The sequence below is a fragment of the Micromonospora sp. NPDC000121 genome (genome assembly GCF_042899165.1).
Classification (GTDB): Bacteria; Actinomycetota; Actinomycetes; order Mycobacteriales; family Micromonosporaceae; genus Micromonospora.
On record NZ_JBIAZP010000005.1, the window covers coordinates 423,895 to 447,958 of the forward strand.

Here is a 24,064-nt window from a genome sequence, read left to right on the forward strand (position 1 = left end):
TCGTTCCGCGCGGTCGCGCCGGGACGCGACTGGGGGCTGAGCCGGATGGTTCGCTCACTCATGGTCAGAGCTCGTCCTCGTCGAAGGCGGGGCGGACGCCCCGGGCGAACATGATCTCGTCGTTGCTGGTGCCGGCGGCGACCATCGGCCACACCATGGCGTCCTTGCCGACCACGAAGTCGATGACCACCGGGGCGTCGTTGATGGCCATCGCGGCCTCGATGGTCTTGTCGACGTCCTCCGCGTTCTCGCAGCGCAGGCCGACGCAGCCGAGCGCCTCGGCGAGCTTCACGAAGTCGGGGATGCGGTGCTTGTGGGTGCCGAGGTCGGTGTTGGAGTAGCGCTCCCCGTAGAACAGGGTCTGCCACTGCCGCACCATGCCGAGGTTGCCGTTGTTGATCAGGGCGATCTTGACCGGGATGCCCTCCAGCGCGCAGGTGGCCAGCTCCTGGTTGGTCATCTGGAAGCAGCCGTCGCCGTCGACCGCCCAGACCACCGTGTCCGGCTTGCCGACCTTGGCGCCCATCGCCGCCGGCACCGCGTAGCCCATCGTGCCGAGGCCGCCCGAGTTCAACCAGGTGTACGGCTTTTCGTACGAGATGAACTGGGAGGCCCACATCTGGTGCTGCCCGACGCCGGCCACGTAGATCGCGTCCGGGCCGGCGATCTCGCCGAGCCGCTTGATCACGTACTGCGGGGAGAGGGTGCCGTCGGCCGGCTCCTCGTAGCCCAGCGGGTAGCGGCTGCGCAGGTCGTCGAGCTGGGTCCACCAGTCGGCGACATCGGCGCGGTGGCCGGCCGACTGCTCGGTGGTCACCGCCGCGATCAGCTCGTCGATGACGTGCCGGGCGTCCCCGACGATCGGGACGTCGGCGTGCCGGTTCTTGCCGATCTCGGCCGGGTCGATGTCGGCGTGCACCACCGTCGCGTCCGGCGCGAACGAGTCCAGCCTGCCGGTGACCCGGTCGTCGAAGCGTGCGCCGAGGGCCACGATCAGGTCGGCCTTCTGCAGGCCGTAGACGGCGGCCACCGTGCCGTGCATGCCCGGCATGCCCAGGTGCTGCCGGTGCGAGTCGGGGAACGCGCCCAGCGCCATCAGCGTGGTGACCACCGGGATCCCGGTCAGCTCGGCCAGCTGGCGCAGCCCCTCGGTGGCGCCGGCCTTGAGCACGCCGCCGCCGACGTAGAGCACCGGGCGGCGGGCGGTGGTCATCAGCCGGGCGGCCTCGCGGATCTGCTTGCCGTGCGGGTGCAGGGTCGGCCGGTAGCCCGGCAGGTCCAGCGTCGGCGGCCAGGTGAAGGTCGTGGACGCCTGGAGGACGTCCTTGGGGATGTCGACCAGGACCGGACCGGGCCGGCCGGTGGCGGCCAGGTGGAACGCCTCGGCCAGCACCCGCGGGATCTCCTCGGCGTTCTGCACGAGGAAGTTGTGCTTGGTGATCGGCAGCGTGATGCCCTGGATGTCCGCCTCCTGGAAGGCGTCCGTGCCGATCGAGGGCCGCGCGACCTGGCCGGTGATCGCCACCATCGGCACCGAGTCCATGTACGCGTCGGCGATCGGGGTGACCAGGTTCGTCGCGCCGGGGCCGGAGGTGGCCATGCAGACCCCGACCCGGCCGGTGGCCTGGGCGTAGCCGGTCGCCGCGTGCCCGGCGCCCTGCTCGTGGCGGACCAGGATGTGCCGGACCGTGGAGTCGTAGAGCGGGTCGTAGGCGGGCAGGATCGCGCCACCCGGGATGCCGAAGACGACGTCGACGCCGAGCGCCTCGAGGGACCGCACGAGGGAGCCGGCTCCGGAGACCTGGGCCGGGGCGGGTGTGCGTACCCCCGGGACGGCCGGGGTGGCCGCGGCGCGGGCGCCGGCGTGGTCGGCGTCGCTCGCGGGCTCGGCGGCCGGGCGGGTCCGACGGGCGGAGTGGGCGAGTGTCTCTGGCGTGGGTCTCGTCATGGCGGTTCAAGCCTTCGGCTGGAGTGGGTGCGGCTGTTCGAGCGGTGTGACGCAGGACTCGGGGCCCCGGTCGATGGGTCCGACGGCAACAAAAAAGCCCACGTGCAGATGCACGGGGCCAGCGCACTCTCGACGAGGAGAGTGCGCTCAGATAAGTACTCGCAGCGACCGGTACGACGACATGCGGTCAAGCCTGACGCATCTCACGCGATGAGTCAACTGATCCCACATGTTGGTTAACGGACTGGGGAGATTCACCCGTCCGAGGGGCCTGCGCACCCCACTCCACCTGCCCGGATCCGGCCTCGGGCGGGCGCGGGGCGGGCACCGTCGGCAGTCGCCGGGGCGGCGCGGCCGGCGCGGCGGCGGGGGCCGTCGGCAGTCGCCGGGGCGGCGTCACGGGCGGGGCGGGGGCGGGGGCCGGCCGGGCGCCGGGGGACGTGGCCGCCTCCAGCATCGCCTCCAGGTGCTCGGCCGGGACGCCCCAGCCGGACAGCGCTCCCTGGCCGAAGCGGCAGCCGGCGGCGACCACGGCGGCCAGCTCGGTGCGCGTGGTCACCCCCTCGGCGATGACCTCCAGGCCGAGCTGGTGGCCGAGCCGCATGACGATGTCGACCATCGGCGCGAAGGCCGGGCCGTCCCGGCCCACCGGCCGCACCGGCTCGTGCTCGGCGACCAGGCTGTGGTCGATCTTGAGGATGTCGATCGGCAGGCGCCGTAGCTGCCCCAGCGAGGAGTAGCCGGCGCCGAAGTCGTCCAGTGCGATCCGGACGCCGGTCAGCCGCAGCGCGGTCAGCCGCCGGATCAGCTCGTCCAGGTCGGTCGCGACGGCGTGCTCGGTGACCTCCAGCACCAGCCGCTGCGGCGGCACGTGGTGCGCGCGTAGCGCCTCGGCGACCTGGAGCACGTACTCCGGGGCGTGCAGCTCACGCGGCGAGACGTTGACGGAGACCCAGACGTCGTGGCCGTCGGCCAGCCAGCGGGAGAGCTGGTAGCAGGCCTGGTGCAGCACCCAGGCGCCCAGCTTGGCGATCATCCCGCACTCCTCGGCCAGCGGGATGAACTCGTCGGGACGGACGCTGCCCAGCGTCGGGTGGTGCCAGCGCAGCAGCGCCTCCGCGCCGACCGGGCGCACCGAGGGCAGCGAGGCCACCGGCTGGAACACCAGCCGCAACTCGTCGCGCTCGATCGCGCCGCGCAGCTCGTGTTCGAGCGTGGTGCGCCGGCGCAGGAGCTGGTCGTACGCGGCGTCGTAGCGCTCGATCCGGTTCTTGCCGCGCTGCTTGGCGTAGCGCAGCGCCAGGTCGGCGTGGCGCTGGAGCAGCTCCACGTCGGGCTCCCCGGCCCAGCCCGCCAACCCGATGCTCACCGACAGGAAAACCGGCCCCTCGGGCTGGTCGTAGGCGCGGCCGAGCACGCCGAGCAGGCGTTCGGCGACCCGGTCCGCGTCGGCCGGGCGGCCGTGCATCAGCACCGCGAACTCGTCCCCGCCGAGCCGGGCCGCCACGTCGCCGGGGCGGAGGTTGCCGCGCAGCCGCCGGCCCACCTCGGCCAGCACCGCGTCGCCGACGTCGTGGCCGCGCATGTCGTTGACGTTCTTGAAGCCGTCGAGGTCGAGGCCGAGCAGCACGCAGGGCGTGCCGGCCTCGGCGCAGCGGTGCAGCGCCCGCAGCAGCCCCCGCCGGTTGGCCAGGCCCGTCAGCGGGTCGGTGTGCGCCAACTCACGAAAGTGCGCCTCGCGCTCCACGAGCCGCCGGGCGTAGCCGCGCACGTCGTGCAGCGTCAGGTACTGCCGGGCCACCAGGGCGAAGCCCTCGACGCTGCCGGCGACGATGCCGAGCGCGTCGAACCGGCCGTCCTGGAGGAGGTGGTACATCGCCGAGGCGGCCATCGCGAACATCGGGACGAACGCGTGGTCGCCGTCGCGGCGGATCAGGTCGAGGTCGGCCTGGCCGGCCGGGTCCACCCGCCGGGCGGCCGACGCGGCGGCGACCAGGCCGGCGGCGAGCACGCCCGCCCCGGCCAGCGCCACACCCGGCCCGGCCTGGCAGAGGCCGGTGGCGACGCCGAGCCCGCCGCAGGTCACCGCGGTGGCCCCGACGCCGAGGCCGGCGAGGAACCGGCGCGGCGGCGGGGCGCGGAACGCCACGACGAGGGCGGTCCCGGCGGTCAGGGCCGCGCTGACCGTGGCCAGCAGGATCGGCGGGCAGGCCAGCGGGGTGGCGTCGCCGAGCAGCCGGGTGGGCTCGGAGAACAGCACCCAGCCGACGAACCAGAACGCGGCCGCCAGCACCAGGCCGTCGAGCGCCAGCCGCACCGTGGCCGCCGCCGACGCGGCCACGCCGGGCAGCCGGAGCAGCCCCGCGGCGAAGAGCAGCCCGCCGACCGCCGTGCCGACCGCGACGACCGTGGCCCAGCCCGTACGCCGGTCCGGCCCGTGCGCCCCGTGCCCGGCGGCGGCGAGCGCCACGGCCACCCCCACCAGCAGGCTGGCCAGCGCGACCGCGGACGCCGCGGCGAGCAGCGCGTACGCCTGCCGGTGCGGCCCGGACCGCCGCCGGGCGTCGGCGGCCGAGAGCGCGGTGGCCGCCGCGGCGACCAGCCCGCACAGCACCGCTGCCGCGACCATGCCCGGGGGGAGATGCACGTCCTCAACTGTGCCGGATGAGGGTTCCGCGTGGGGCCCCGGGTGTGCATCCTTTGGGACACGGCGCGCGCCCTGGGCAGGTGCTCCGGCGGCGGTGCAACACTGGTAGGCATGCCTGAGCTGCGGTCGAAGACCTCCACGCACGGTCGGACGATGGCCGGCGCCCGGGCCCTCTGGCGGGCCACCGGGATGACCGACGACGACTTCGGCAAGCCGATCGTCGCCATCGCCAACAGCTTCACCCAGTTCGTACCCGGTCACGTGCACCTCAAGGACCTCGGCGGCCTGGTCGCCGAGGCGGTGGCCGAGGCCGGCGGGGTGGGCCGCGAGTTCAACACCATCGCGGTGGACGACGGCATCGCCATGGGCCACGGCGGCATGCTCTACTCCCTGCCCAGCCGGGAGTTGATCGCCGACGCCGTCGAGTACATGGTCAACGCGCACTGCGCCGACGCCCTGGTCTGCATCTCCAACTGCGACAAGATCACCCCGGGCATGCTGCTGGCCGCGCTGCGGCTGAACATCCCGACCGTCTTCGTCTCCGGCGGGCCCATGGAGGCCGGCAAGACGGTGGCGATCGAGGGCGTGGTGCACTCCAAGATCGACCTGGTCGACGCGATGGTCGCGGCCGCCAACGAGGCCGTCACCTCCGACCAGCTCGACGCCATCGAGCGCTCCGCCTGCCCGACCTGCGGCTCCTGCTCCGGCATGTTCACCGCCAACTCGATGAACTGCCTCACCGAGGCGATCGGGCTGGCCCTGCCGGGCAACGGCTCGACGCTGGCCACCCACGCCGCGCGCCGGTCGCTCTTCGTCGAGGCCGGCCGCACCGCCGTGGAGATCGCCAAGCGGTGGTACGACGGCGACGACGCCTCCGTGCTGCCCCGCGCGATCGCCAACCGGGCCGCGTTCGAGAACGCCGTCGCCCTGGACGTGGCGATGGGCGGCTCGACCAACACGATCCTGCACCTGCTCGCCGCCGCCCGCGAGGCCGAGCTGGACTTCGACGTCGCCGACATCGACGCGATCTCCCGCCGGGTGCCCTGCCTGGCCAAGGTCGCGCCGAACTCCCCGCAGTACCACATGGAGGACGTGCACCGGGCCGGCGGCATCCCGGCCATCCTCGGTGAGCTGGACCGGGCCGGCCTGCTCCACCGGGACGTGCACGCGGTGCACTCCCCCAGCCTGCAGCGCTGGCTGGCCGACTGGGACGTCCGGGGCGGGTCGCCGACGCCGGAGGCGGTCGAGCTGTTCCACGCCGCGCCCGGCGGGGTGCGCACCACCGAGCCGTTCTCGACCACCAACCGCTGGTCGTCGCTGGACACCGACGCGGCCGGCGGCTGCGTCCGGGACCTCGCCCACGCCTACAGCCCCGACGGCGGGCTGGCCATCCTGCACGGCAACCTGGCCCCGGACGGCTGCGTGGTGAAGACCGCCGGGGTGCCCGAGGAGTGCCTGACCTTCCGGGGCCCCGCCAAGGTCTACGAGTCCCAGGACGACGCCGTGTCGGCGATCCTCGCCAAGGAGGTCGTCGCCGGCGACGTGGTGGTGATCCGCTACGAGGGGCCGAAGGGCGGCCCCGGCATGCAGGAGATGCTGTACCCCACCTCGTTCCTCAAGGGCCGGGGGCTGGGTCGGTCCTGCGCGCTGCTCACCGACGGGCGCTTCTCCGGTGGCACCTCCGGCCTGTCCATCGGGCACGTCTCCCCCGAGGCGGCCTCCGGCGGGCTGATCGCCCTCGTCGAGCCCGGCGACGAGATCGTCATCGACATCCCGAGCCGGTCGATCGAGCTGAACGTGGCCCCCGACGTGCTGGAGGCCCGCCGGATCGCCCAGGAGAAGCGCGACCGGCCGTACACCCCGGTCGACCGGCAGCGGCCGGTGTCCGCGGCGCTGCGCGCGTACGCCTCGATGGCGACCTCGGCCAGCGACGGCGCCTACCGCCGCGTTCCGGAGTAGTCCCGCCCGCACCGGGCCACGCCCGGCCGGCCGAGTTGGTCGGCCGGGCGTTGGCGCACGCGCCCGCCACGCGCGGACCGGCGTTCCGGGCGGTGCCCGGCCGGCGCCGACCCGCCCAGGTCCGCCACCGGCGTCAGGACGGGTCGACGATCCGGTCGATGACCAGGTGCGCCGCGCCCATGATGCTCACGTCCTCCCCGGCGACCACCCGCTCGATGAGCAGCGCCTCGGTGGCCAGCGGCAGGCAGCGCTCGTAGAGGGTCGCGCGCATGCTGGCCAGCAACGGCTCGCACTCGGCGAGCCGGCCGCCGATCGCGACGACCTGCGGGTTGAAGAAGTTGACCACCACGGCGAGGATCTCGCCGATCGCCCGGCCGGCCCGGCGGGCGAGGGCGGTGGCGTGGCGGTCACCGTCCTCGATCAGCCGCATCACGCCGGTCAGGTCGTCGACCGGCACGCCCTGCTCCCGCAGGGCGGCGACCAGGGCCGCGCCGCTGGCCACCGCCTCCAGGCAGCCGGTGTTGCCGCAGCTGCACAGCGGCGCGGGCTCGGCCAGGACCCGGCAGTGGCTGATGTCCCCGGCGGAGCCCTGGGCGCCCCGGTGCAGCGCCCCGCCGGAGATGACCCCCGCGCCGATGCCGGTGCCGGCCTTGACGTAGACCGCGTGGTCCAGGTGGGCGTGGGCCGCCCGGTGCGCGCCGAGCGCCATGAGGTTGGCGTCGTTGTCCACGATGACCGGTACGTCCGTGCGCTGTGCACAGAAGGCGTGGACGTCGAAGCCGTTCCAGCCGGGCATCCGGGAGGGGCTGACGATCCGGCCGGTGCCGGACTGCACCGGCCCGGGGATGCCGATCCCGATGCCCCGCAACGCGTCGACGCCGGCGGCGGAGCTTCCCCGCTGGCCGGGCACCACCGCGTCGGCGGCGGGCACCAGCGCGGCGAGGTCGTCGAGCAACGCGCCGAGCAACGCCTCCGGGCCGTCCTCGATGCGTACCGGCCGGGACCGGGCCTCGACCACCCGGCCGGAGAGGTCGAGGGTGCCGAGCCGGGCGTGGTGCGCCCCGAGGTCCACGGCGCCGATCAGCGCGCCCCCGGTGGGCACCGCGAGCTGACGGGGCCGTCGTCCGCCCCGTGACTTGCCCGCCCCGGTCTCCTGGAGCAGCCCTTCGCCGATCAGGGCCTCGACCCGTTGGGAGACGGTGGACGGGGACAACCCGGAGAGCCGGGCGAGGTCCGCACGACTGACCGCCGCCCCGCTGGCCACCAACCGGAGCAGATCGCGTGGCCCACCGCGGAGGCCGTCACGCGGGGCGTCGTCAATCGTCACGCCAGGTTCTTAGCATCCGAACTTACTTCCGGCAAGCAGTTGACTTCATTCGGCGTGTCGCATTAGATGAGCCGCGTTGGTTCGGCGTTCACAAAACTTTGTTCGAGTGTTGTAGAAAGTGGGGCGAGCTGTGGCTGTGACACCGACGGCACCCGACCTCGCGGGGCGGACCGGGTCCACGCGCCCGGACCGGCCGATGGTGGCCGTCCGCGGCCTGCAGAAGTGGTTCGGCCCGCTGCACGTGCTCAAGGACATCGACCTGAGCGTGGCCGCCGGCGAGGTCGTGGTCGTGGTCGGCCCGTCCGGCTCCGGCAAGTCGACCCTCTGCCGCTGCCTCAACCGGCTGGAGGTCGCCGGCGCCGGCGACATCGAGATCGACGGCGAGCCCCTGCCCGCCGAGGGTCGCAAGCTGGCCCGGCTGCGCGCGGACGTCGGCATGGTGTTCCAGTCGTTCAACCTGTTCGGTCACCGGACGGTGCTCGACAACGTCACGCTCGGCCCCACCAAGGTCCGCCGGATCTCCAGGACCGAGGCCCGCGAGCAGGCGCTGGCCCTGCTCGACCGGGTCGGCATCGCCGACAAGGCCGACCGCTACCCCGCGCAGCTCTCCGGCGGCCAGCAGCAGCGGGCGGCCATCGCCCGGGCCCTCGCGATGCGGCCGAAGGTGCTGCTCTTCGACGAGCCGACCTCGGCCCTGGACCCGGAGATGGTCAACGAGGTCCTGGACGTGATGGTCTCCCTCGCCGCCGAGGGAATGACCATGATCGTCGTGACCCACGAGATGGGTTTCGCCCGCCGCGCCGCCGACCGGGTCGTCTTCATGGACGCCGGCCGGATCGTCGAATCCGGCACCCCCGACGAGTTCTTCGCCGCCCCCCGCACGGACCGGGCGCGCGACTTCCTTTCCAAGATCCTCCAGCACTGATCCCCCGAGGAGGGTGACATGTCGATGTGGCACAAGAAACTCACGCGACGCGGCGCGGTGACGATGGCCGCCGCGGTGGCCGTCGCGCTGGCCGCCGCCGGCTGCGGCGACGGCGGCTCCGCGCCCCTGCCCGGCAACGCCGGCGGCGAGAAGGTCGACCAGTCGGTGTACGACGCCGCCCCGGTCGCGTCCGACGCCGAGATCCCGGCCGGCTCCACCATGGACGCGATCCGCAAGCGCGGCTACCTGACGGTCGGCGGGTCGCTGGACGCCCCGCTGCTGTCCCAGCAGAACCCGGTCAGCGGCCAGATCGAGGGCTTCGACGCCGACATGGCGAAGCTGCTGGCCAAGTACATCATCGGCAAGCCCGAGGTGAAGACGGTGACCATCGGCACCCAGACCCGGGAGGCGATGCTCCAGGCGAAGTCGGTCGACGCGGTCTTCCAGACGTACACCATCACCCCGCAGCGGGCCACCCAGGTCGCCTTCGCCGGGCCGTACCTGACCTCCGGCCTGGCGGTCGCGGTGCGCAAGGACGAGACGGGCATCAAGGGCGTCCAGGACCTGGCCGGGAAGACGGTCATCGTCGGCGCGAACACCCCGGCGGTCACCGCGCTGCCCACCGCCGCGCCCGGCTCGAAGCAGGTCGCGTTCGCCACCGACCCGCAGGCCGTGCAGGCGCTGCTGCAAAAGCGCGGCGACGCGTACGTGCAGGACTTCACGCTGCTCGCCTCCGGTGCCAAGGCGAACCCCGGCATGAAGGTGGTCGGCGAGCCGTTCACCACCGAGGCGTACGGCATCGGACTCAACCGCGAGGACGCCCAGTTCAAGGAGTTCGTCAACAACTGGCTCAAGAAGATCCAGGCCGACGGCACCTGGGGCAAGGTGTGGGAGAGCACCCTCGGCTCGGTGGTGGAGGGCGGCGCGCCCACCCCGCCGGCGATCGGGTCCGTCGAGGGCTCCTGAGGATCCCTTCCCCGACATGGACGCCCTCACCGCACACCTCGGCGTACTCGGCCACGGGCTGGTCACGACGGTCCACCTGACCGTCGTGACCACCATCGGCGCGCTGCTGCTGGGCATCGTCGTGGCGACGCTGCGGATCTGCCCGGTACCGCTGCTGCGCACCGTCGGCACCGTCTACGTCGAGGGGCTCCAGAACCTGCCGTTGCTGGCCCTGCTGGTGCTCTTCGTCTTCGCGCTGCCGACGATCGGCATCTCGTTCCCGCTGTTCACCTCGGCGGCCATCGTGATCGCCGCCTACGAGGGGGCGTACCTCGCCGAGGCGATCCGGGCCGGGATCAACACGGTGGGGGTGGGGCAGGCCGAGGCGGCGCGCGCCATCGGGCTCACCTTCAGCCAGTCCCTGCGGTACGTCATCCTGCCGCAGGGACTGCGCGCGGTGATCCAGCCGATGGGCAACATCTGCATCGCGCTGCTGATGAACACCTCCCTGGCCGCCGCCGTCGGGGTGGTCGAGCTGACCCAGGCCGCCAACAACGTGAACCTCGTCGAGGCCCAGCCGATCGCCGTCTTCACCGGCGCCGGTCTCGCCTACATGCTGCTGGCGCTGCTGATCGGTCGGCTCACCGGCGCGCTGGAACGAAGGCTGGCGATCGTCCGATGAACCCCACCCAACAGATCCTCTTCGACGAGCCGGGCCCCCGGGCCCGACGGCGGATCCGGATCGCCACCGTGCTCGGCGCGCTCGCCGTCCTCGGCGGGCTCGCCTGGGCGGTCCACCGGTTCGCCAGCTACGGCGAGTTGGCCGCCGACCGCTGGCAGCCCTTCACCACCTGGCCGATCTGGCGCTACCTGCTCGACGGGCTCTGGGCCACGCTGCGCGCCGCCGCGGCCACCGCCGTGCTCAGCGCCGCGCTCGGCCTGCTGCTCGCGCTCGGGCGGCTGTCGGTCCACCGGCCGGTGCGCTGGCTGGCGGGCGCGTACGTGGAGGTCTTCCGGACCGTACCCGCGCTGCTGCTGATCTACGTGACGCTCTTCGCGCTGCCGCAGTACGGCCTGAACTTCCCGCTGTTCTGGAAGCTCGTGGTGCCCCTGGTGGTCTCCAACTCGGCGGCGTTCGCCGAGATCTTCCGGGCCGGCATCAAGGCGCTGGACCGGGGCCAGACCGAGGCCGGCCTGGCGGTCGGGCTGCGGCGGGGACAGGTCATGCGGCTGGTCGTGCTGCCGCAGGCCCTGCTCCAGCTCGCCCCCTCCCTGGTCAGCCAACTCGTCGGGCTGCTCAAGGACACCTCGCTCGGCTTCGTGGTGAGCTACACCGAGCTGCTCTACAGCGGTCAGGTGCTCTCCTCCTACACCAACCTGCTGATCCAGACCTTCCTGGTGGTGGCGCTGATCTACCTGGTGGTCAACGCCTCGCTGTCGAAGTTCGCCCGGGTGCTGCAGGCCCGCAACGGTCGCCTCACCGGACGCCGCAAGTCGGCCGAACCGGACCCGGCGGCGTCACTGCTCGTCCAAGGGGGTACCGCCCGGTGAACACTGTCCCGTACGCCGAACTGGCCCGGGTCACCCGCAACGGTTTCGTGGAGAGCCGGCACCTCGGCAGCGTGGTGGTGCTCGATCCGTCCGGAGCGGTCGCGCTCGCCGCGGGCGTACCCGACGAGCCGGTGCTGCCGCGCTCCACCCTCAAGCCGGCGCAGGCGCTGGCCTGCCTCACCGCCGCGACCGCCGCCTCGTCGCCGGCCGCCCACGCGCTGACCGGCCCCGCGCTGGCCATCGCCGCCGGCAGCCACACCGGCGACGACCGCCACGTGGCCGTGGTACGCGACCTGCTGGCCGCCGCCGGGCTGGGCGAGGAGGCGCTCGGCTGCCCGGTGGACTGGCCGGAGGACGAGGCGACCCGGGAACGGCTGATCCGCGACGGCGACCGGCGGAGCCGGATCCGGATGAACTGCTCCGGCAAGCACGCCGCGATGCTCGTCGCCTGTGCCGCCCGGTCCTGGTCCACGCACGACTACCTGGACCCGGCGCATCCGTTGCAGCGCGAGATCGCGGCCACGATCGGGCGGCTGGCCGGCACCCCGGTCACCACCGTGGCGGTGGACGGCTGCGGCGCGCCGCTGTTCGGGCTGCCGCTGACCGGACTGGCCCGTACGTTCCAGGCCCTGGTCCTCGCGGAGCCGGGCAGCGACGAGGCGCGGGTTGCCGAGGCGATGCGCCGCCATCCGGAACACGTCGGCGGCTGGCACGGCCACCCGAACACCGACCTGATGCGGGCGCTGCCCGGGGTGCTCGCCAAGGGTGGCGCCGAGGGCGTGCTCGGGGTCGCCGCCCCGAACGGGTACGCGGTCGCCGTGAAGGCGGTCGACGGAAGCCCCCGGGCCACCACGGCCATCGCCCTCGCCGCCCTGGACGCCGCCGGCGTACCGGTCGACGGCGTCGGGGAGCTGCGCCGGGTGCCGGTGCTCGGCGGGGGCGAACCGGTCGGCGCGATCACCGCCGCCATCGATTGGACCGCGGGACGGCCCCGCACGGAGAAGGAAGACTGATGACGACATTCGAGATCTGCATCGACAGCGTCGAGGGGGCGGTCGCCGCCGAGGCGGCCGGCGCCGACCGGGTGGAGCTCTGCTCCGCGCTCTTCGAGGGCGGACTGACCCCCAGCATCGGCACCATCGAGACGGCCCTGCGCAGCGTGGACCGGATCCGGGTGCACGTCATCGTCCGGCCGCGCGCCGGTGACTTCATCTACTCCCCGGCGGAGGTCGACGCGATGGTGCGCGACGTGCGGGCGGCGGTGGCCGCCGGGGCGCACGGCGTGGTGATCGGGGCGCTGACCGCCGAGGGCGACATCGACGTACCGACCACCCGGAAGTTGATCGAGGCGGCCGGCAGCGCCAGCGTCACCTTCCACCGGGCGTTCGACATGGTCCGGGACCCCTTCCAGGCGCTGGAGCAGCTCGTCGAGCTGGGCGTGGACCGGGTGCTGACCTCGGGCCAGGAGGTGAGCGTGCTGGAGGGCGCCCCGCTCATCGCCGAGCTGGTCCGCCGGGCGGAACGCCGGATCGTGGTGATGCCGGGCGGCGGCATCACGCCGCGCAACATCGCCCGGATCATCGAGGCGACGAACGCCGAGGAGTACCACTTCGCGGCGCTGGTGACCTCGGACAGCCCGGCGGTGCACCGCAACCCGGCGCCGCACATGGGCGGGTCCCTGCACCGCTCCGAGTACGAGCGCTCCGGCACCTCGGGCGAGCTGGTCGGCCGGGTGCTGGCCGCCGCGCGGGCCTGACGTGGTGAGGGGCGCCGCCAGGCGCCCCTTCCCGCCGGCCGGCGGTCAGCGCGACGCCGACGGGAACTCCTCGAAGTACGCCTCCACCCGCTCCGCGGTGGCCGGACGGGCCAGCGCGAAGCCCTGCCCGTACCGGCAGCCCGCCCGGCGCGCGCCGTCGACCAGGCCGGGCGACTCCAGCTCCTCCGCCACGATGTCCAACCCCAACCGGTCCCCCACGGCCACCACCACGTCGATCAGCGGGCGCTGCGGGTCCGCCGGGTCCACCAGCTGCGGGCCGACCTTGAGCAGGTCGATCGGCAGCCGGCGGAGCTGGGCGAGCGAGGCGTGCTCGGCCCGGAAGTCGTCCAGCGCGGTGCGGATGCCCAGCGAACGCAGCCCGGCCAGCCGGGCCACCACGGTCGGCAGCTCGGCGGCCACCCTCGGCTCCGCCACCTCGACCACCAGCCGGTCGGACGGCACCCCGAACGCGTCCAGCACGGCCGCCGTGCGGGGCACGAAGTCGGGCGCGGCCAGCTCCCGGACGGTCACGTTGACCGCCATCCAGAGCTGCCGGCCCAGCGACCACGCGGCGAGTTGCCGGCAGGCCCGGTCCAGCACCCAGCAGCCCAGCTCGCCCACGATGTCGAGGTCCTCGGCCACCGGCAGGAACTCGGCCGGGAGCACCGTGCCGAGGACCGGGCTGCGCCAGCGCAGCAGCGCCTCCGCGCCCACGGGCTGCCGGTCGGCCAGGTCGAGCACCGGCTGGTAGACGAGGTCCAGCTCGCCCCGGGCGACCGCCCCGGGCAGCTCCCGCTCCAGGTCCAGCCGGCGCACGAGCTGCTCCTCCAGGTAGGCGTCGTACCACTCGACCCGGTCCCGGCCGAGCTGCACGGCCCGCCGCCGGGCCAGGTCCGCCTGGCGCAGCAGGTCCTCCGGGGCGGTGCCGGCGACCTCGGCCAGCCCGATGCTGACCCGCAGCCGCAGCACCCCGCCCGGCACCTGGTAGGGCTGGGTGAGCGTGGCGAGCAGCCGGGTGCCCAGCGCGTACGCCAGCACGGGGCCGGTCCCAGTGACCACCGCGAGGCCGGCGGCGGTGAGGTCGGCGACCACGTCCCCGGGGCCGACGACGGCGCGGGCGCGACGTGCGACCTCGGCCGCCACGGCCTCCCGGGCGGCGTGGCCGGGCCCCTCGGCGGTGGCGCCGGGAACGTGCAGGTCGACGACGAGCAGCGCGCCGCAGGGGGACGGCCCGCCCCGCAGCGCGGCGAGGGCCCGGAACAGCTCGGCGCGGCCCGCCGGCCCGCCGGACCGCCCGGTCCCCGGCGAGCGGTGCCGGGCCGCCGGCGCCTCGGCGCGGGTCGGCATGGTCTCGACGCGGGCTGGCGCCGCCTCGGCGCAGGTCGCCGCGGCGTCGGCCGGGCTCGGCGCCTGCGTGTGGGCGGGCGGGGCGACGGCGGGAGCCGGCGGCGGGTCGCCCGCCCGGAGCAGGTCGCGGAGCACGAGCGGCGGCGCGACCGCGAGCGCGAGCAGCACGGCGGTGAGGTCCGGCGGCCCACCGGAGCGGAGCTGCCAGCCGGTGGCCGCCACGGCCGCGGCGGCCGGGACCACCACCCGGGGCCACACGAGGCTCGGCAGGGGCGGCGGGTCGGGCTGCCGGGCCGCCCGCCGCGCCCCCGCCGCGGTCAGCAGCACCCCGCCCACCAGCGGGGGTACGGCCAGCAGCGCCGCCCGGACGGGCGACGCCCCGGTCGGGAGCGCGGCCAGCGCCACCAGCCCGAGCAGGGTGAGCGCCGCGCCGCCCCGGCACCAGACGGCGCCAGAGCGCCGGTGCGGCCCGGTCAGCGCCGTGAGCACCGCGATCGCGAGCCCGCCGAGGGCCATCGCCGCCGCGAGCCGGGCCGGCGGGTCGAGGCGGTCGCGGGGCAGCAGCAGCCAGCCGGCCAGGGCCAGCCCGAGGCCGGCGGCGGTCGCGTCGAGGGCCCGCCGCAGCCGGACCCGGGCGGCCGGGTGCGGCGCCCGTGCCCGCGGGGGCAGGCCGGCGGCGAAGAGCGGGCCGGCGACGGCCAGCCCCGCCACGGCGACGGCGGGGCGGTGGCGGGGGTCGGCGAGCGGGAGGACGGCGGCGGCCAGCCCCGCGCACACCACCGCGGCGTCGAGCAGCACGGCGACGCGGCGGGGCAGCGCCGCGCGGCGGCGGGCCGCCCGGGAGGGGCCGGGCGCCGGCACGGGGGGCGGGCCGACCGCCAGCCGGGACAGCCGCGCGCCGGCCAGCGCGGAGCCGGCGGCGCCCGCCAGCGCCACGACGGTCGGGATCGGCATTCGGCCGGTCGCGCCGGCGAGCAGGAGCAGCGCGACGGCGGCGAGGACGAGGGTGTCCGGCACGGCCGGACGGCGGGCGAGGGCGCGGGACGGGTACGCGAGGGGCACGGCGGTCGCCTTCGTGAGGGGGCACGGGCGGTGCGGCGGTGCGGGAGCGTCGGAACGGGGTGGGTCCGGTGCCCATCTATCGCCAACGAGCGCGCACGCAAGCGGTGACGCCGAAGCGACAGTGACCCTCGCCACTGCCAGCCGTTCGGTGGAGCCCGGCGCCGCCCGGCGCGTACCAGGGACGGCAGGGGTGGGATCATCGGGGGGTGAGCAGCTCCGGCACCGTCCGCTTCCGGCACAACCAGGCGATCCTGGCCGCCGCGATCATCGCCTTCATCGGCGCCCTGCCGCTGGCCGGCGCCCGGTGGTACCTGCTGCCGGTCCTGCTCGTCCCGCTCGCCGTCGGGGTCTGGGCGTGGCGCGCCGGCACCGACGTGGACGCCCGCGAGCTGCGCCTGCGGGCGCTGGTCGGGCAGCGCCGGATCAGCTGGGACCGAGTCGTGGAGCTGGCCCCCGACGCACGGGGCCGGGCGGTGGCCCGACTCGACGACGGCCAGGCGGTGCCGCTGCCGGCCGTCCGCGGCGCCGACCTGCCCCGGCTGGTCGAGGCCACGGGCCAGACCCTGCCCGGCGCGGCGGGCTGACCCACCGCGCCGGCACCGGTCAGTAGCCGTCCGCCACCGCGTTGACCAGCGGCTCGCCGGCCGCGAACCGCCGGACCTGCTCCCCGATCAGCCGGTACGCCCGCGGCAGCAGGCCGCGCACCGAGCCCGCCACGTGCGGGGTGAGCAGCACGTTCGGCATCGCCCACAGCGGGTGGTCGGCGGGCAGCGGCTCGGGGTCGGTGACGTCCAGCGCGGCCGAGATCCGGCCGGTCCGCAGCTCGGCGACGAGCGCCTCGGTGCGGGCCACCGGCCCGCGCGCGGCGTTCACCAGCAGCGCGCCGTCCCGCATCGCCGCGAGGAACTTCTCGTCGACCAGCCCGCGGGTCTGCTCGGTCAGCGGCACCAGCAGCACCACCACGTCGGCCTCGGGCAGCAGGCCCGGCAGCTCCTCGACGCCGTGCACCCCCTGCTCCGGGCGGGCGGTCCGGGCCACCAGGGTGAAGCTCACCTCGAACGGCGCGAGCCGGTCCCGCACCGCCGTGCCGATCGAGCCCGCCCCGACGATCAGCACCCGCTTGCCGGCCAGCTCGTCGGTGGGCGCCACCTCCGCGTACGCCCACTCGCGCCGGGCCTGCGCCCGGGCGAGGGCCGGGAAGGCCCGCAGCTGGGACAGGATCGCCGCGACCACCCACTCGGCGGTGGACGGATCGTGCACGCCCCGGGCGTCGCAGAGGGTCACACCCCGCGGCATCCGGCCGGCCCACGCGTCCGCGCCGGCGGAGAGGAGCTGCACCACCGCCAGGTCGGGCAGCTCGCGCAGCAGCGCGGTGCTGTCCCCGCCGGCCAGGAAGGGCGGCACCCAGAACCGGACGCCGGCCACGTCCGAGGGGAGCCGGGTGGGTTCTTCGAGCACCTCGACCGTGACGTCCGGGGGCAGCTCCCCGAGGAGCGCCCGTCCGGCCTCGTGCGGAATCCATACCTTCACGCCAGCCGACGATAGGCCCCCGACCAGGCCGCCGGCCGGGCGGGGCGGGCCCCGGCACCCGGTCGGGCGGGTCCCGGCACCCGGTCGGTTCCGTCGACCCCTGGTACGCCACCCCGGCGGGCTACCCTGGGCCGGGTGAGCGCCCGTCCCCTGTACCCTCGCACCCGCCGCCTCCGCGCGGCCCTGGCGGCGTCGTGCGCGGCGCTGCTGCTCGCGACCGCCGGTTGCAGCTTCGGCGAGCCCGAGCCGGACCCGGCCGGCGAGCCGCCGACCTTCCCGACCCCCTCGACGACGCCGAGCGCCGGTGACACCGGCGGTCAGGTGGTCACCACGGTGCTGGCCAAGGGCCTGCGGGTGCCGTGGGGCATCGCCTTCCTGCCCGACGGCGCCGCGCTGGTCACCGAGCGGGACAGCGGCCGGATCCTGCGGGTCGGCCCCGAGTCGGGGCCCGACGGGCTGAAGGTCACCCCGGTGCAGACCGTCCCCGACGTGGCCGCGTCCGGCGAGGGCGGTCTGATGGGCATCGCCGTCTCCCCCGACTACCAGCGCGACAAGTCGGTCTTCGTCTACTACACCACCGAGCGCGACAACCGGATCGCCCGGCTGGAGCTCGGCGGCGCGCCCACCCCGATCCTCACCGGCATCCCCAAGGCCGGCATCCACAACGGCGGCGGCCTCGCCTTCGGCCCGGACGGCCTGCTCTACGCGAGCACCGGCGACGCCGGCGACCGGCCGCAGGCGCAGGACGTCAAGCGCCTCGGCGGGAAGATCCTGCGGATCACCAAGGACGGCAAGCCCGCGCCCGGCAACCCGTTCCCGAACTCCCCGGTGTGGTCCCTCGGCCACCGCAACGTGCAGGGCCTCACCTGGGACCCGGGCAAGCGGATGTACGCCGTCGAGTTCGGCCAGAACACCTGGGACGAGATCAACCAGGTCACCAAGGGGCGCAACTACGGCTGGCCGCAGGTCGAGGGGCGCGACGACGACAAGCGCTACGTCAACCCGATCGCCCAGTGGCCGACGTCGGACGCCTCGTGTTCCGGGCTGACCGCGGCGGACCGGCTGCTGGTCACCGCGTGCCTGCGCGGCGAGCGGCTCTGGCTGGTCGAGCTGACCGACACCGGCACGGTGCTCGGCCAGCCGCGCGAGCTGCTGTCCGGGCGGTACGGGCGGTTGCGCGCCGTGGCCGCCGCGCCCGACGGCTCGATCTGGGTGAGCACCTCCAACCACGACGGGCGGGGCGACCCGGCGCCGGAGGACGACCGGCTGCTGCGCCTCGTCTTCGCCGACGGCGGGGCCGGCCGGAGCTGACCCGCCCGGCTCGGCCGGGTTTGCCAAGATCCCTCACTGGGCAGGTCAGAATCTCAACATGGACGGGCAGGAGAACGAGCAGCACGGCCACCGGGACGAGGACGCCCCGGTGGCCGGTCGTGCCCGACGGCTCGGCCGGGGCGACGCCGACCGGGACGGCCAGGGAGGCCGGCGCGCGCTCCGCGCGACCGGGATGACGCTGGCGATCCTGGCCGTCACCCTGGTCGGGGTGGTCGTCGGCGTGCTCGCCGGCGGCCGGGTGAGCACCGACATCGGCCCGTTCCAGGCCGACCTGACGGTGGCACCGGCGGTCAGCGGCAGCACCACCGTCGACATCCCGCCGCTGGGCGCGCTGCTGCTCGACAGCCACGACGGGCCGACCCACCTGACGGTCGAGCTGGGCGCGCTGGACCAGAGCCGCGTCCAGGCACTGATCGACGACCCGGCCAGCATCAACCGGGCCAGCCAGACCGCCGTCGAGGACGTCCGCGAGGGGGCGCTGCGGCTCGGCCTGCGTACGCTCGCGTCGGCCGTGCTGGTGACCCTGCTGCTGGCCCTGCTGGTCTTCCGCGACGCCCGCCGGGCGGCCTGGGCCGGCGGGCTGGCGCTGGTGATCACCGCCGGCAGCCTCGGCACCGCCGCGGCGACCATCCGGCCGCAGGCCATCGAGGAGCCGCGCTACGAGGGGCTGCTGGTCAACGCCCCCGCGATCGTCGGCGACGCCCGGCGCATCGCCAACGACTACACCCGGTACGCCGAGCAGCTCCAGCGCATCGTCGGCAACGTCAGCCAGCTCTACACGACCGTGTCGTCGCTGCCGGTCTACGAGCCGGCCCCCGGCACGACCCGGGTGCTGCACGTCTCCGACATGCACCTCAACCCGACCGGCTGGCAGCTCATCCGCACCGTCGTCGAGCAGTTCGGCATCGACGTGGTGATCGACACCGGCGACATCACCGACTGGGGCAGCGAGCCGGAGGCCTCCTACGTCGGCTCGATCGGCCTGCTCAAGAAGCCGTACGTCTACATCCGGGGCAACCACGACTCCGGCCGGACGGCCGCGGCGGTGGCCCGCCAGCCGAACGCGATCGTGCTCGACAACACCACCACCACAGTCGCCGGGCTGACCATCGCCGGCATCGGAGACCCGCGCTTCACCCCCGACAAGAACACCTCGCCGGCGGGCAGCGGCCTCACCAAGCAGGTCGCCGACCAGGTGATAGGCGCCGGCGACAAGCTCGCCGCCACGGTGCGCAGCTCGCCACGACCCGTGAACATCGCGCTGGTGCACGACCCGGCCTCCGCCGGCCCGCTGTCGGGCGCCTGCCCGCTGGTGCTCGCCGGGCACACCCACAACCGGCAGGTGTCGAAGCTGCCGGAGGTGCCCGGGCAGATGCCGACCCAGCTCATGGTGCAGGGCTCGACCGGCGGTGCCGGGTTGCGTGGGCTGGAGGGCGAGAAGCCCACCCCGCTGTCGATGACCGTCCTCTACTTCGACAAGGACAAGCTGCTCCAGGCGTACGACGACATCACCGTGGGCGGCACCGGCCAGGCGCAGGTCAACCTGGAACGGCACGTCGTGGAGAACCCGAAGGCGGGCGTGCCGGCCCCCGTCACCCCCACCCCGACCCGCTGACCCGCCGAGCGGGACGCCGGGCGACCGCCCGACACCCGGCCCCGGGCGGCGCTCAGCGAAGGGACAGGGCGGCGAGGGCCGCGTTGACGATGCTGCCGGGCAGCAGGTCGTGCAGCTCGTAGAGCTCGTGGACGCTGCCGGACTGGCCGAACTCGTCCACCCCGAGCGGCACCGCGGGGGCGCCGACCGCCGATCCGAGCCACGCCATCGCGTGCGAGGCGGCGTCGTGCACGGTCACCACCGGCACCCGGTCGACGAACGCCGAGCGCAGCGCGCCGGCGACGCTCGGCACGGTCGCCGTGCGTACGCCCTGGCGCAGGGTGCGCTGCCAGGCCCGGTAGAGCCGGTCCAGTGAGGTGACGTCGACGACGTGCGCGGCGATGCCCTCCTCGGCCAGCTCCGCCGCCGCGACGAGCACCTCCGGCAGCACCGTGCCGGAGGCGGCGAGCTGCACGACCGGGGCGTCGGCCAGGTGCGGGTACGCCTGGTGGGCGTCCACCAGCCGGTACGCCCCGGCGACCGCCTGCCGGCGCAGCACCGCGTCGCCGAGCCGGGCCCGGGCCGCCTCGAAGGGCGCCTGGTCGATCGGGCGGGTGCTGAGCCGGAAGTAGTACGCCCCGTCCTCGGCCGGCGCGGCCGTCGCCGACGGGCTCGCCCCGCCGGCGATCTGGCCCAGCGCGTCGCAGAGCAGCCAGTCCAGCGTGGCCGCGTACGCGGGTTCGAGGAACGTCACCCCCGGCAGCTCCAGGCCGACCGAGGCGGTGATGGTCGACTGGTGCGCCCCGCCCTCCGGGGCCAGGGTGATGCCCGACGGCGTGCCGGCGACCACGAACCGGGAGCCGGAGTAGGTGCCGTAGAGGAAGGCGTCGAGCCCGCGCAGCACGAACGGGTCGTAGACCGTGCCGACCGGCAGCAGCGGCTGTGCCGACAGGTCCCAGGCGAGGCCGAGCTGGCCGAGCAGCAGGAACAGGTTCATCTCCGAGATGCCCAGCTCGATGTGCTGGCCGGCGGGGCTCTCCGTCCAGCGCAGCATCCGGTCCTCGGTCCAGGAACGCTGCTCGGTGGGCGCGAAGACGCCGGTCTTGTTGATGAACCCCGCGAGGTTCGTGGAGGTGGCCACGTCCGGGGCGGTGGTGACCAGGTAGCGGCCGACCTCGGGGTTGCGGGCCAGCTCGACCAGCACCCGACCGAAGACCTCCTGTGTCGAGACGGGCTTGTTGGCGCGTACCCGCGTGCTCTCCGGGACGGTGACCCCCAGCGCCCGCTCGCGGGGCGCGCGGGACAGCGCCTCCCGGCGCTCGCCGGCCCGGATGCCGGCCGGGGACGCCGGGTCGAGGCGGTCCCACTCGGTCTGCGGCGTCAGGCCGTGCGCGGCGCGCAGCGCGTCGACCTGCTCGGTGGTGAGCAGCGCCGAGTGGTTGCGCGGGTTGCCGGCGATCGGCAGCCCCCACCCCTTCACGGTGTACGCGAACACCACGCTGGGCCGGTCGGTGACCGCGTCGCACCGGGCGTACGCGTCGAGCATCGCCGCCATGTCGTGCCCGCCCAGGTCGGTGACCAGCGGCCCCAGCTCGTCGTCGCCGATGTCGGCGATGAACGCCTCGATCCCGTCGGGCGCGCCGTCGAGGAACCGCTTGCGCAGCTCCGGCCCGGCTAGCCCGAACAGCGACTGGTACTGCTCGTTCGGCATCGCGTCGATCCAGTCGCGCAGCCGCTCCCCGCCCGGCCGGGCGTACGCCTCGGCGAGCCGGCGGCCGTACTTCACCTCGACCACGTGCCAGCCGGCGGCCTCGAACTGGCCCCGCCACTGGTTGATCCGCACCCCGGGCACCACCCGGTCGAGCGACTGCCGGTTGAAGTCGACCAGCCACATCACGTTGCCCAGGCCGGTGGTGGCCGGGTCGGCGACCGCCTCCCAGATGTTCCCCTCGTCCAGCTCGGCGTCGCCGATCAGCGCGACGAACCGGGAGTGCGGGCGGGCGCCGAAGTGCGCGTCGACGTAGCGGCGGGTCGCGGCCGCGAACAGCGGCGCCGCCGCGCCGAGCCCGACGGAGCCGGTGGAGAAGTCCACCTCGTCCGGGTCCTTGGTGCGCGACGGGTACGACTGGAGCCCGCCCCGGGCCCGCAGCTTCGTCAGGTACGACCGGTCCAGGTTGCCCAGCAGGTACTGGATGGCGTGGAACACCGGCGAGGCGTGCGGCTTGACCGCCACCCTGTCCTCGGCGTCCAGGTGCGCGAACCACAGCGCCGTCATCGCGGTGACCAGCGAGGCGCTGGACGCCTGGTGCCCGCCCACCTTCACCCCGTCGCCGGTGTCGCGGTCGTGGTTGGCCGCGTCGACGATCCGGGTGGCGAGCCACAGCACCCGCCGCTGGATCTCGTCGAGGACGTCGAGGTCGGTACGGTTCACGGTCGACTCCAGGGGTCCGGCACGTCGCCGTTGACGGCCGGTCGGGGGCGGGAACTGCGCGGGTACGCAGCGGAACTGTGCAGGTACGCAGCCGAACTGCGCGGGTACGCAGCCGCCGCGCACGACGAACGCACGCGGCGGCTCGGGTGTGAGGAAGGGGCCCTTCCTATACAAAAGGCGTCAGGAAGGTGCCCTTGCCTTACACGTCAGGCGCCGAGGCGGGACAGGATCAGCTCGCGGACGGTCTTGGCGTCGGCCTGGCCGCGGGTGGTCTTCATGACCGCGCCGACCAGCGCGCCGGCCGCGGCGACCTTGCCGCTGCGGATCTTGTCGGCGATGTCCGGGTTGGCGGCGATCGCCTCGTCCACGGCGGCGGTGAGCGCGCCGGTGTCGGAGACCACCTCCAGGCCCCGGTTGGTCATGATCTCGGTCGGCGAGCCCTCGCCGGCCACCACGCCCTCCAGGACGGTGCGGGCCAGCTTGTCGTTGAGCTTGCCGGCGTCGACCAGGCCCTGGAGCTCGGCGACCTGCGCCGGGGTGGCCCCGACGTCGGCCAGCTCCACGCCGGTCTCGTTGGCCCGCCGGGACAGCTCGCCCAGCCACCACTTGCGGGCGGCGGCCGGGGAGGCGCCGGCGGCCACGGTCTGCTCGATCAGCTCGACCGCGCCGGCGTTGAGCACCGACTGCATGTCCAGGTCCGACAGGCCCCACTGCTCCTGGAGCCGGCGCCGGTGCAGCCGGGGCAGCTCCGGCAGGGCGGCCTTCAGCTCGGCGACCCAGGCGGCGTCCGGCGCGAGCGGCACCAGGTCCGGCTCGGGGAAGTACCGGTAGTCGGTCGCGGTCTCCTTCGACCGGCCCGGGGTGGTGTCGCCGGTGTCCTCGTGGAAGTGCCGGGTCTCCTGGGTGATCCGGCCGCCCGCGTCGAGCACGGACGCCTGCCGGATGATCTCCGACCGGACCGCCCGCTCGACCGAGCGCAGGGAGTTGACGTTCTTGGTCTCGGTGCGGGTGCCCCACTCCTGGCCGGGCAGGTTGAGGGAGGTGTTGACGTCGCAGCGCAGCGACCCCTCCTCCATCCGCACGTCGGAGACGCCCAGCGAGCGGATCACGTCGCGCAGCTCGGTGACGTACGCGCGGGCCACCTCCGGCGCGAGCGCGCCGGTGCCGGCGACCGGCTTGGTGACGATCTCCACCAGCGGGATGCCGGCCCGGTTGTAGTCGACCAGCGACTCGGTGGCGCCGTGGATCCGGCCGGTCGCGCCGCCGACGTGCAGCGTCTTGCCGGTGTCCTCCTCCAGGTGCACCCGCTCGATGCCGATGCGCACCAGCTCGCCGTTCACCTCGACGTCCAGGTAGCCCTCGAAGCACAGCGGCTCGTCGTACTGGCTGATCTGGAAGTCCTTCGGCATGTCCGGGTAGAAGTAGTTCTTCCGGGCGAACCGGCACCACTCGGCGATGGAGCAGTTCAGCGCCAGGCCGATCCGGATGGTCGCCTCGATGGCGGCCCTGTTGGCGACCGGCAGCGAGCCGGGCAGGCCCAGGCAGACCGGGCAGACCCGGGTGTTCGGCGCGCCGCCGAAGTCGGTCGGGCAGCCGCAGAACATCTTGGTGTTCGTGCCCAGCTCGACGTGGGTCTCCAGGCCGATCACCGGTTCGTAGCGCGCGACGACCTCGTCGTACGCGGGCAGTGTCGTCGTCATCTGAGCTCCT

General features: G+C 74.6%; 17 protein-coding genes. 10 read left to right on the forward strand and 7 right to left on the reverse strand.

Annotation, left to right across the window (positions count from 1 at the left end):
* Positions 1–64: 64 nt before the first annotated feature.
* Together ACFY23_RS17925 and ACFY23_RS17930 are read right to left on the reverse strand one after the other, a co-directional pair.
* On the reverse strand, positions 65–1,948 hold the full coding sequence (locus ACFY23_RS17925; RefSeq protein WP_350684112.1) for an acetolactate synthase large subunit: 1,884 nt from the start codon (positions 1,946–1,948) through the stop codon (positions 65–67).
* 187 nt (positions 1,949–2,135) lie between these two features.
* Complete coding sequence (locus ACFY23_RS17930) at positions 2,136–4,577, reverse strand: putative bifunctional diguanylate cyclase/phosphodiesterase (protein ID WP_387037067.1); 2,442 nt, start codon at positions 4,575–4,577, stop codon at positions 2,136–2,138.
* 129 nt (positions 4,578–4,706) lie between these two features.
* Between ACFY23_RS17930 and ilvD the strand changes: the two genes are divergently transcribed.
* Positions 4,707–6,554, forward strand: coding sequence for a dihydroxy-acid dehydratase (ilvD, locus tag ACFY23_RS17935; protein WP_350684114.1), 1,848 nt, complete (start codon positions 4,707–4,709; stop codon positions 6,552–6,554).
* Positions 6,555–6,687: 133 nt separating this feature from the next.
* Here the strand turns inward: ilvD and ACFY23_RS17940 are convergent, their stop codons facing one another.
* Positions 6,688–7,881, reverse strand: a complete 1,194-nt coding sequence (locus ACFY23_RS17940; protein WP_350684115.1) for an ROK family transcriptional regulator — start codon at positions 7,879–7,881, stop codon at positions 6,688–6,690.
* A gap of 196 nt (positions 7,882–8,077) precedes the next feature.
* Here ACFY23_RS17940 and ACFY23_RS17945 point away from each other — a divergent pair, with 196 nt between their 5' ends.
* Genes ACFY23_RS17945 through ACFY23_RS17970 form a run of 6 tightly spaced genes read left to right on the forward strand, consistent with a single transcriptional unit; the run spans position 8,078 to position 13,058 of the window.
* The gene (locus ACFY23_RS17945; RefSeq protein ID WP_350684116.1) at positions 8,078–8,806 is read left to right on the forward strand and encodes an amino acid ABC transporter ATP-binding protein; all 729 of its coding nucleotides are present in this window, start codon (positions 8,078–8,080) and stop codon (positions 8,804–8,806) included.
* A gap of 18 nt (positions 8,807–8,824) precedes the next feature.
* Complete coding sequence (locus ACFY23_RS17950) at positions 8,825–9,772, forward strand: glutamate ABC transporter substrate-binding protein (protein ID WP_350684117.1); 948 nt, start codon at positions 8,825–8,827, stop codon at positions 9,770–9,772.
* Between the two features lie 16 nt (positions 9,773–9,788).
* Positions 9,789–10,433: an amino acid ABC transporter permease gene (locus ACFY23_RS17955; RefSeq protein ID WP_350684118.1), complete on the forward strand. Its 645-nt coding sequence runs from the start codon at positions 9,789–9,791 to the stop codon at positions 10,431–10,433.
* Entirely contained in the window at positions 10,430–11,302 is an 873-nt protein-coding gene (locus ACFY23_RS17960) for an amino acid ABC transporter permease (protein ID WP_350684119.1), read from the forward strand. Before ACFY23_RS17955 ends, ACFY23_RS17960 begins: the two co-directional genes overlap by 4 nt.
* Entirely contained in the window at positions 11,299–12,315 is a 1,017-nt protein-coding gene (locus ACFY23_RS17965) for an asparaginase (protein WP_350684120.1), read from the forward strand. Before ACFY23_RS17960 ends, ACFY23_RS17965 begins: the two co-directional genes overlap by 4 nt.
* Positions 12,315–13,058 carry a copper homeostasis protein CutC gene (locus ACFY23_RS17970; RefSeq protein WP_350684121.1) on the forward strand — a complete coding sequence of 248 codons (744 nt, stop codon included), beginning with the start codon at positions 12,315–12,317 and terminating at the stop codon, positions 13,056–13,058. Before ACFY23_RS17965 ends, ACFY23_RS17970 begins: the two co-directional genes overlap by 1 nt.
* A 45-nt stretch (positions 13,059–13,103) precedes the next feature.
* Here ACFY23_RS17970 and ACFY23_RS17975 read toward each other — a convergent pair whose 3' ends face one another.
* Entirely contained in the window at positions 13,104–15,467 is a 2,364-nt protein-coding gene (locus ACFY23_RS17975) for an EAL domain-containing protein (protein ID WP_350819138.1), read from the reverse strand.
* A 206-nt stretch (positions 15,468–15,673) separates the two neighbouring features.
* Between ACFY23_RS17975 and ACFY23_RS17980 the strand changes: the two genes are divergently transcribed.
* A complete protein-coding gene (locus tag ACFY23_RS17980) occupies positions 15,674–16,051 on the forward strand; it encodes a PH domain-containing protein (RefSeq protein WP_350685700.1) in 378 nt (125 codons plus the stop codon).
* 19 nt (positions 16,052–16,070) lie between these two features.
* Here ACFY23_RS17980 and ACFY23_RS17985 read toward each other — a convergent pair whose 3' ends face one another.
* Entirely contained in the window at positions 16,071–16,997 is a 927-nt protein-coding gene (locus tag ACFY23_RS17985) for a 2-hydroxyacid dehydrogenase (RefSeq protein ID WP_350685701.1), read from the reverse strand.
* A gap of 135 nt (positions 16,998–17,132) precedes the next feature.
* On the opposite strand from ACFY23_RS17985, the gene ACFY23_RS17990 reads away from it, so the two are divergent.
* On the forward strand, positions 17,133–18,308 hold the full coding sequence (locus ACFY23_RS17990) for a PQQ-dependent sugar dehydrogenase (protein WP_350685703.1): 1,176 nt from the start codon (positions 17,133–17,135) through the stop codon (positions 18,306–18,308).
* 58 nt (positions 18,309–18,366) lie between these two features.
* Positions 18,367–19,944, forward strand: a complete 1,578-nt coding sequence (locus tag ACFY23_RS17995; RefSeq protein ID WP_350685705.1) for a metallophosphoesterase — start codon at positions 18,367–18,369, stop codon at positions 19,942–19,944.
* Between the two features lie 52 nt (positions 19,945–19,996).
* Here ACFY23_RS17995 and ACFY23_RS18000 read toward each other — a convergent pair whose 3' ends face one another.
* Both ACFY23_RS18000 and gatB read right to left on the reverse strand, forming a co-directional pair.
* Positions 19,997–22,354 (reverse strand): pyruvate dehydrogenase, encoded by a 2,358-nt coding sequence (locus ACFY23_RS18000; protein WP_350685707.1) that lies wholly within the window; start codon positions 22,352–22,354, stop codon positions 19,997–19,999.
* Positions 22,355–22,560: 206 nt separating this feature from the next.
* Positions 22,561–24,054 carry an Asp-tRNA(Asn)/Glu-tRNA(Gln) amidotransferase subunit GatB gene (gene gatB, locus ACFY23_RS18005; protein ID WP_350685709.1) on the reverse strand — a complete coding sequence of 498 codons (1,494 nt, stop codon included), beginning with the start codon at positions 24,052–24,054 and terminating at the stop codon, positions 22,561–22,563.
* Between the last annotated feature and the right edge of the window lie 10 nt (positions 24,055–24,064).